This is a genomic window from Streptococcus porcorum, from assembly GCF_053203725.1.
In genome coordinates this window covers 1-8,783 of sequence record NZ_JBRUDG010000049.1, presented here as the reverse complement: position 1 = coordinate 8,783, position 8,783 = coordinate 1, and the positions used below count along the sequence as shown (strand labels likewise).

Annotated in this window: 7 protein-coding genes; all 7 read right to left on the bottom strand. The window is 39.6% G+C overall.

Annotated features, from left to right (window positions below):
- Positions 1–168: 168 nt before the first annotated feature.
- The 7 genes from pknB to gmk are packed head-to-tail and all read right to left on the bottom strand — an operon-like array spanning position 169 to position 8,571.
- Complete coding sequence (gene pknB, locus ACVRWY_RS09105; RefSeq protein ID WP_354369864.1) at positions 169–2,094, bottom strand: Stk1 family PASTA domain-containing Ser/Thr kinase; 1,926 nt, start codon at positions 2,092–2,094, stop codon at positions 169–171.
- Positions 2,094–2,834: a Stp1/IreP family PP2C-type Ser/Thr phosphatase gene (locus ACVRWY_RS09100; RefSeq protein ID WP_354369865.1), complete on the bottom strand. Its 741-nt coding sequence runs from the start codon at positions 2,832–2,834 to the stop codon at positions 2,094–2,096. The genes pknB and ACVRWY_RS09100 overlap by 1 nt, the downstream gene beginning before the upstream one ends.
- A gap of 42 nt (positions 2,835–2,876) precedes the next feature.
- A complete protein-coding gene (rsmB, locus tag ACVRWY_RS09095) occupies positions 2,877–4,199 on the bottom strand; it encodes a 16S rRNA (cytosine(967)-C(5))-methyltransferase RsmB (RefSeq protein ID WP_354369866.1) in 1,323 nt (440 codons plus the stop codon).
- Positions 4,189–5,124: a methionyl-tRNA formyltransferase gene (gene fmt, locus ACVRWY_RS09090; protein ID WP_354369867.1), complete on the bottom strand. Its 936-nt coding sequence runs from the start codon at positions 5,122–5,124 to the stop codon at positions 4,189–4,191. Before fmt ends, rsmB begins: the two co-directional genes overlap by 11 nt.
- A 44-nt stretch (positions 5,125–5,168) precedes the next feature.
- Positions 5,169–7,547 (bottom strand): primosomal protein N', encoded by a 2,379-nt coding sequence (locus ACVRWY_RS09085; RefSeq protein ID WP_354369868.1) that lies wholly within the window; start codon positions 7,545–7,547, stop codon positions 5,169–5,171.
- Positions 7,548–7,606: 59 nt separating this feature from the next.
- Positions 7,607–7,924 (bottom strand): DNA-directed RNA polymerase subunit omega, encoded by a 318-nt coding sequence (gene rpoZ / locus ACVRWY_RS09080; protein WP_354369869.1) that lies wholly within the window; start codon positions 7,922–7,924, stop codon positions 7,607–7,609.
- Positions 7,925–7,947: 23 nt separating this feature from the next.
- Positions 7,948–8,571, bottom strand: a complete 624-nt coding sequence (gmk, locus tag ACVRWY_RS09075; protein WP_354369870.1) for a guanylate kinase — start codon at positions 8,569–8,571, stop codon at positions 7,948–7,950.
- Between the last annotated feature and the right edge of the window lie 212 nt (positions 8,572–8,783).

Sequence of the window (8,783 nt, the reverse complement as noted above, 5' to 3'; positions counted from 1 at the left end):
TATGAACCCTTTCTAATGTGAGTTTCGTCGCTTTTCATTATAGGTCATATGGGACCTTTTTCTATATTCAAAAAGGCTCCATAATTTCCACGGTGTTCTTACCCACTACAGAAATTATAGAGCCGAACATAAAAAGCTTTTAGAAAAATCTAAAAGCTTCTATATTCACTACTCAGTTGAACTACTTTCTGTATCTGTACTAGAGTCTGTTTCAGTCATTGTCGTATCTGTACTAGAATCCGAACTGGTCTTAGAATGAGAACTAGATGATGAACTTGAACTGCTACTTGCGCTCTCACTGTAGCTTTGTACTTCCTCTGTACTAGAGGAGTCTTCAGTTTCCTCTGACAAGTACAAGGTAATATTATCATTTGAACCTAGGCTAAACTGCTCCCCATAATAAGGATAGTGAGCATACACAATGGCTTGACTAGAGGGATTACTAATATCTGTTTTAATTCGAGATGACTTTATTCCTAAATCTTGTAGAATACTCTTAGCATCCGCGTAAGTCATCCCAACCAGATTTGGAATAGATACCATGTCTTCAACTGCTACTTTAAATACAATTTGGTCACTTCCGTTTACAGTAAATGTATTATTTGCGGAAGGAGTTTGATCAATAATTGTTCCTTCTGTGTACTCACTCGTGGAAACTTCTTTTTTAACAATACGGCTCTCATCTATACCATATTCTGATATTAACTCACTTTTTACTGTTTCATAGTCTTGTCCCACATAATCTTTTAAAGTTATCCCACTAATCCCTTTAGAAACAGTGATGCCAACAGTAGCACCAGATTTTCGGGAAGTTCCTGCTTTAGGATCCGTAGAGATGACTATCCCCGACTCCACACTGTCACTAGCTGATTCTGAAACCGTTCCTACTATAAATCCCTGTGCTTCCAGTTCTGATTTCGCCGCTTCCAATGTTTTACCAGTGACATCTGGAACTTGAACAGTAGAGGGACCAGTAAAAGCAAAATAAGCAAAAGCAGCTGAACTAGCTAAAACCAAGAAAAGTAACATGGTTAACATAGCTCTTAGGAAGCCACGCTTTTTCTTTTTAACAGGTTTCTTGGAAGTTTTTGTAGTAGCGTTTTCAGCCTCTGGCAAAGCATCCAGTGCTTTATCGGAACCTAGCTTTTTATTGGACTGTGTTTTTAACAGTTGATCCCTACTGGTTATGGCTGTGCTAGGCTCAGCTTTAGGTAAAATTCGTGTGTCAGTCTGATCTTCAATTTTTACTTTAGCTTCTTTAGCTCGACTAGGATGTAAACACGTCCGTAAATCCATCAGCATATCCATCGTTGACTGATAACGATTCGTTAATTTTTTAGCAGTTGCTTGAATAACAACATTCTCCAATGGTTGAGGAACAGTAGGATTTTCGGATAAAATTGATGGTAGAGGTTTTTGAAAATGTTGCAACGCTATCGTGACAGCACTATCACCATCATAAGGAATGTGCCCCGTCAACATTTCAAACAACATAATCCCCATAGCATAAATATCACTTTGAACTGTTGCCTTCGAGCCTCTAGCTTGCTCAGGTGATAAATAATGCACACTTCCTAACATCGAATTAGTCTGGGTTAAACTCGTCTCTGCAAAAGCAACAGCAATACCAAAATCAGTTACCTTAGCATGCCCGTCTCGTGTTAACAAGACATTTTGTGGTTTTAAATCCCTGTGGATAATCCCTTTTTGATGGGCTAGAGTCATAGCAGACAAGACTTCTTGCATTATCCTGACAGCGACTTGATTAGAAAGCGGAGCATGATCTTGCAGATATTTTTTTAAGTCCTCGCCATCAACATATTCCATTACTAAAAATTGCTGACCGTCTTCTTCACCAATATCACGAATCGACACAATATTAGGATGATCCAATTCAGCCATGGCACGCGCCTCACGCTGAAATCGTGTCACAGCAACCTGATCTGTTTGATAATTTGTCCGAAGAACTTTAATAGCTACTTCTTCATTATCCAGAATCAAATCATTTGCCAAATACACATCAGCCATGCCTCCACGACCGATTGATTTAAGAATACGGTAACGCCCAGCAAATAATTTGCCAATCTGGATCATTACTTATCCTCACTTTCAACTTCTACGAGAGCAACTGTAATATTATCAAAACCTCCTGCTTGATTGGCTTTATCAATAAGTGTCTGGGCTTTGGTATCTAAGGTCATTTCTGAATTTTGAAGAATCTCTGTGATTTCTTGCGAAGACACCATATTGGTTAAACCGTCACTGTTCATCAAAATAAGATCTCCTGATAAGAGTCCTACTTCCTCTAAATCAACCTCAACAGGATTGGCTTGTCCGATGGACTGTGTGATAATATTTTTTTGAGGATGTACCTCTGCTTCTTCTGGAGTAATTTGACCAGCTTTAACCAAAGCGTTCACCAAAGAATGATCACTCGTTAACTGTGTATAAGATTGATCTCTAATGAGGCTGATACGAGAATCTCCAACATGAGCATAAACCAAGTGACTACCAATAATAGCCGCTGCTTCTACAGTTGTCCCCATACCTTTAAACTCTTCATCTTGTCCTAACTCATGAACGCGACGATTCACCACGTCAACCATCATTCTAAGCCAGTCCATGATGCTGTTTGGGTCTTGATAATCAGTATCTACCCATGCACAACCAAATTCTGTTACAGTCAATTCGCTAGCGATATTCCCCGCTCTGTGTCCACCCATGCCATCGGCTAAAACGATCAGTGTAACCCCTGATTTATTAACATATTTATTAACATAGTCTTGATTACTTGAACGTTTTTGTCCAATATCTGTTAAAACTGAAATTTTCATACTATGATTATTCTGACTAGGTCAGGTTCCTCCTTCAACAGTTTATAGTTTTTTTCTTAGCTGAGCTATGAAAAAACCATCTGTCATAAATTGTTCAGGTGTGATCATTAAACAACCTTCCACAACAATCTCTGATTTGGGATGTTTAAGTGCTACTTGTTCAAAATCAGGGTGCTGTTCTAAAAATTTGGCGATCACATCTTGATTTTCCTCGTTAAAAATAGTACAAGTGCTATAGGTTATTATACCACCTTTTTTTAGTGTTTGACAAACGCTAGATAGGATTTCCAATTGAATTTTCTGTAAAGACAGAAAATCTTGATTATCTTTATTATATTTAATATCTGGTTTACGACGAATAAGACCAATCCCAGAGCAGGGAGCATCAACTAAAATTTTATCAAAATGCTCTTTTGGAAAATGTGCATGCACTTGCGTCGCATCTAACTTCTGTGTACTAATCTTATCGGCTACTCCCATTCGTTGAGCGTTTTCATTTACGAGAGCTAATTTATGATCATAGAGATCAAGTGCTGTAATATGACCGCTGGTTAAATAAGAAGCCATATGAACCGTTTTTCCACCTGGTGCGCTACAAGCATCAAGCATGGTCTCCCACCCCTCTATTTCTAAAGTAGGTGCTACCAACTGACTCGTTTCATCTTGGATAGTTATTTGTCCATTTTTAAAGGCTTGACTAGCTGCAAAATGTCCTGATGATTTGACTAAGCCTACCGGTGACAAGATAGACTTTTCTGACTGGGTAGCCTGTGCCAAGCACTCCAAATCCGATACCTTTGCAACACGAACACTAGCTTTATTTCTAACAAATAAACTCTTAAAAATAGCTTCTGCCCGCTCTACTCCAAACTGCTCAATCAATTTTTTTACTAACCAAACCGGCAAAGAATATTGGATGGAATAGCGCTTATTGATGCGTTTAATCGTTGAAAAATCTCTAACACCTTCACGCTCAATGCGGCGTAAGACAGCGTTAACCAGTTTCTCTACACCTTTTTTATTACCACGATTTTTAGCAATGGTAACCGCATCATTTACAATGGCATGATTAGGGACCTTATCTAAGTAAAGCATTTGGTAGAGACTCAGTAACAAAAGGGTATAAACCCATGGCTCCAAGCGATCACGATCCTCAATAAAATAAGCTAGATGCCATTCTAACGTCAGTTTTCTAGCAACTGTCCCATAAACGATCTCAGTAACCAAACCTTTGTCTTTGTCAGATAGGTGTGATTGTGTTAACTGCTTATTCAGAGCGATATTAGAATATGCTCCATCTCCAAAAACTTCTTCTAAAATCTGAAGAGCCTGTCCACGACTTGTCTTTTTCCAATCACTGGCCAAATTGATCACCTACTTGTATCTCACGCCCAACACCATTTAAAAAGTCCACAACTGCCATCTTAGGCTTACCAGCAGGCTGTACTGTTTTCAGCGATAAAGCGCCATTTCCTGCTGCTACAATTAGACTCTTCTTAGTTTTTTCAATCACCTGACCAGGAATCCCTTCCCCTTCAACTGGAGTGGCTTCATAAATTTTAAAGCGTTTTCCTTGGTAAAGCGTATGAGCTACTGGCCACGGGTACATCCCTCTAATCTGATTAAAGAGCTCACACGAACTCTTAGACCATTCCAAACTTTCCTCTTCTGCTGTGATATTAGGAGAAAATGTAGCCTGACTCTCATCTTGAGGCTCAGGCTTCAAATGGCCTGCTATATAATCTGGAAGGGTATCAAGAAGCAAATCACGTCCAACCACTGCTAATTTGGCAAACATGGTCCCAACATTATCCTCATCTGTGATGGGAATAGCACGTTTTGAAATCATATCTCCGGCATCCATCTTCTTAACCATCTCCATAATGGTCACTCCTGCTTCTTTTTCCCCATTAATAATTGCATAGTGAATTGGGGCTCCTCCACGATATTTGGGTAGAAGCGAAGCATGTACGTTAACTGAAAAGGAAACAGATTGCAAGAGTTTTTCTGGTAAAAACTGCCCAAAAGCTGCTGTCACAATACCATCTGCACCTAGTGCCATCAACTCATCCATCTCTGGACTGCCTGATAGTTTTTCTGGTTGATAGATTGGCAAGCCTTTTTCAAGTGCCAACTCTTTGACAGGCGTCATCTTTATTTCTCTTTTACGTCCCACTGCGCGATCAGGTTGTGTCACCACAGCTAAAATCTGATAGTCTGAACGTGATAACAAGCCATCTAGGACAGTCGCAGAAAAATCTGGTGTTCCCATAAAAATCAATTTTGTCATGTCATACCTCTAAATTCTTTTTTCTATTATACCACAGCCATGTATTAGACAAAATTCTGTGGCTCATGGTCAATAATCAAGCGTAAATCTTTTTGATCTGGAAGCTGAGTCCAAGCTAAAATCTGATTTAGAGCCTCCTCCAAATGATCCTCAAAACGATACTTGATCATGACTTGATAATGGTAAAGGTTGTGGGTTCTTGCAATAGGTTTTGGAGCTGGTCCTAAAAACTTGGCTTGCAAAGACAAATATTCTTTCAACAAGGCTAGTACCTCATAACTTTTTTGCGTCACCACTCCTTCATCTTTGTGAGATAAGGTCAGTCCAACCGTATAGTAGTAGGGAGGATACTGCATTTGATGGCGAATAGCCATCTCATGACGATAAAATGCCTCATAGTCCTGCTCTTTTGCTAGGGCAATGGCATAATGCTTTGGATTATAAGTTTGGATAAGAACTTCGCCAGCCTTGTCTGCACGACCAGCACGACCAGCTACTTGCGTTAAAAGTTGAAAAGTACGCTCACTTGATCTAAAATCTGGTAGATTTAAAGCCGTATCTGCATTTAGAACGCCTACTAAGGTTACATTAGGAAAATCCAAGCCCTTAGCAATCATCTGAGTTCCCAATAAAATATCAGCCTCTCCTTTTCCAAACTGATCCAACAAAGTCTCATGAGCCCCTTTTTGACGTGTTGTATCAACATCCATCCGAATGACCCTAGCACTCGGAAAAGATTCTAATAACTCATCATAAGCCTTTTGAGTACCTGTTCCATAATAACGGATACTTCTAGAATGACAATTAGGGCATAGCCTTGGGATAGACTTTTCATAAGCACAATAATGGCAATTCATCGTCTTGGTATCCATGTGGAGCGTCAAGGAAATATCACAATTAGGACAAGTATCCACATAAGCACAATCACGACACATGACAAAACTGGAATAACCACGTCGATTTAGCATTAAGACAATCTGCTCTTTCTTAGCCAAACGCTCTCCTATCTTTTCTAACAAAGGAGGCGTGAAATTAGAGAGTTCTTGTTGTCCAATATAGTCCCTAAAATCAACAATAGCCACATCTGGAATCTGCGCCAAAGGATTTGCACGCTTGGTCAGTAAAAGATGACGATAGACCCCTTTACTGGCCCGTGCACGACTTTCAATGCTTGGTGTCGCACTCCCTAAAACCAAACTAGCCCCATGATAATTGGCACGTAAAATAGCAACATCACGAGCATGATATCTAGGATTAGACTCTTGTTTATAGGAGGCTTCATGCTCCTCGTCAATTATAATGGCACCAATATTATCTAAGGGCGCAAAGATTGCAGATCTAGCTCCAACTACTACTTGAGCCTCCTTATTTTTTATCTTGCGCCATTCATCATATTTCTCACCATCAGACAAGCCTGAGTGTAAAATCGCTACCTTTTCTCCAAATCGAGAAATAAAACGCTTCGTCATCTGAGGGGTTAGAGAAATCTCAGGAACCAGGACAATCGCTGTTTTCCCCATCCTCAGTACCCGATCAATAACATGAAGATAGACTTCTGTTTTGCCACTACCAGTAATCCCTTGTAAGAGAGTCGGACGATTTTCCCCTACTTGAGAAAGGATAGCTTCAACTGCTTGATTCTGCTCTTCATTTAAGGCAAGGAAAGTCTCTTTTTCTATCCCCTCAAAATAGATATCACTGCGGTTAACAGCAACCTCTACCACCTCTAGTAAACCTTCTTTGACAAAATAAGTCACGACATCACGAGAAAATAAGTCATATAATTCCTTTAAGGTGCCTTTATAAGAGGATTTTAGTAAAAGATAGTCCTTTAACTGCTGACGTTTCTTCGCCCGATTACTAATAGTATGCTCCTGTAATCTAGACACCTTAACTTGATAGTGTTTTTCAGTTTTAATCGTTTGCTTATCTTTTGCCAGATACGTCACCTTGATTTTTCCTTGGCTAACGAATTGCGCAGCTTTCTCTCTTAAAACAGGTGATAAGTCTGAAAATAAAATACCCGATTTTCCTTGAAAAAGTACACTCCTGTCCTCCTCAGATAAGGCCTCCTCAGCTTCTAACCATTTGTCATAGGTTGACTGTAGTAGATTTGGCAGCATAGCTTTTAAGATGGAGACTTTATAAGAAAAAACAGTTTTTCTTATTTGATCTGCTAAAAAGAGCTGTTCTTGGCTCAAAACTGGTTCTAAGTCAAGAACCTCACCAATCGTTTTTAACTCTTTCCCCTCATTTTCCTCAAAGCCAACCACAAATCCTTGTAAAAGCCGATTGCCACGTCCAAATGGAACATGAACACGCATCCCCTCAGCAATAAAAGTCCCTTCTGGAACAAGGTAAGAGAAGGGTTTATCCGTCTGCTGTAGTGGAATATCCACAATAACTTTAGCAATTTTAGGCATCTCTCTCCTCCTATCCTTCCTTTAGCGATTGAATTGAAAAATCTAAGATTGAAGCAACCTTAGATTTTTTCTCCTTCTTCTTCTTTTTCTTTTGCAATCTGTTCTTTGATTTTACGTTCTTCCTCTTCTGCTGCTAAGCGAGCCTCCTCTGCACGACGGCGAACAGCTTGGCGCTTAGACTCTGGATCTGGATGAACCACAACATTACCAGACTCAATTTCCTCTAAGGCACGCAAGGTAGATTTCACAGATTTAAACTCTTGAGTAGGCTCTGCACCTGCTTCTAATTCATGTGCACGTTTTGCTTGTAAAATGACAAGAGAGTACTTTGATGGTACCTTGTCCAACAACTTATCAATAGACGGTTTTAACATCATAACTTTTTACCACTTTTCTATTTTTATCTTTTTGTCTCAATAGCAACCATATCCGTATAACGTCCGATGACACGATCAACACGAAAATGTTCTGCTTCAATAATGCGTTTCACACGCTCCGCTGCCAAAGGAACCTCATCGTTAACAACGGCATAATCATACTCACGCATCAAGGCAATCTCTTCTTTAGCACGTTCAATACGTTGGTGAATGACATCTGCGCTATCTGTACCACGTCCAACAAGACGACCTTTTAATTCTTCTAAATCAGGTGGCGTTAAAAAAATAAAGACACCATCTGGCACTTTTGATTTAACTTGAAGCGCTCCTTGTACTTCAATTTCAAGGAAAACATCAATCCCTTTATCTAAGGTCTCATTGACATAGGTTAAGGGCGTGCCATAATAATTTCCAACATACTCAGCATACTCTAACATCTGCCCTTGCTTGATGAGTTCTTCAAACTCTTCGCGCGTACGGAAATGATAGTCTACACCATCAACCTCACCTGGACGTTGTGGACGTGTCGTCATTGATACTGAATATTCAAATTTATTGCCTGGGTGACTAAAAATTTCTTGTCTGACTGTCCCTTTTCCCACACCTGATGGGCCTGAGAAAACAATCAATAAACCACGTTCCGTCATCTTGTCTCCTTAATTGTCTTTCTACCTAGTTTATCAAAAATCATCTATTTTTTCAATACTTATCTCTATGCTAGATACCTCTGGCTGTAGCGTTACAATAGATGTGAGACTTCTAGAAGTCAAAAAGAAGATTCCCTGATATGATAAGAGTACCACCACTCATCAAAAAGGAATCTTCTCATGACTAGTATATCACAAAATCTTCGCTATTT

What these genes read in the sequence shown, in the direction of transcription:
- pknB (WP_354369864.1), bottom strand. Translation starts at nt 2,094, where the DNA reads ATGATCCAGATTGGCAAATTATTTGCTGGGCGTTACCGTATTCTTAAA.
- ACVRWY_RS09100 (WP_354369865.1), bottom strand. Translation starts at nt 2,834, where the DNA reads ATGAAAATTTCAGTTTTAACAGATATTGGACAAAAACGTTCAAGTAAT.
- fmt (WP_354369867.1), bottom strand. Translation starts at nt 5,124, where the DNA reads ATGACAAAATTGATTTTTATGGGAACACCAGATTTTTCTGCGACTGTC.
- ACVRWY_RS09085 (WP_354369868.1), bottom strand. Translation starts at nt 7,547, where the DNA reads ATGCCTAAAATTGCTAAAGTTATTGTGGATATTCCACTACAGCAGACG.
- rpoZ (WP_354369869.1), bottom strand. Translation starts at nt 7,924, where the DNA reads ATGATGTTAAAACCGTCTATTGATAAGTTGTTGGACAAGGTACCATCA.
- gmk (WP_354369870.1), bottom strand. Translation starts at nt 8,571, where the DNA reads ATGACGGAACGTGGTTTATTGATTGTTTTCTCAGGCCCATCAGGTGTG.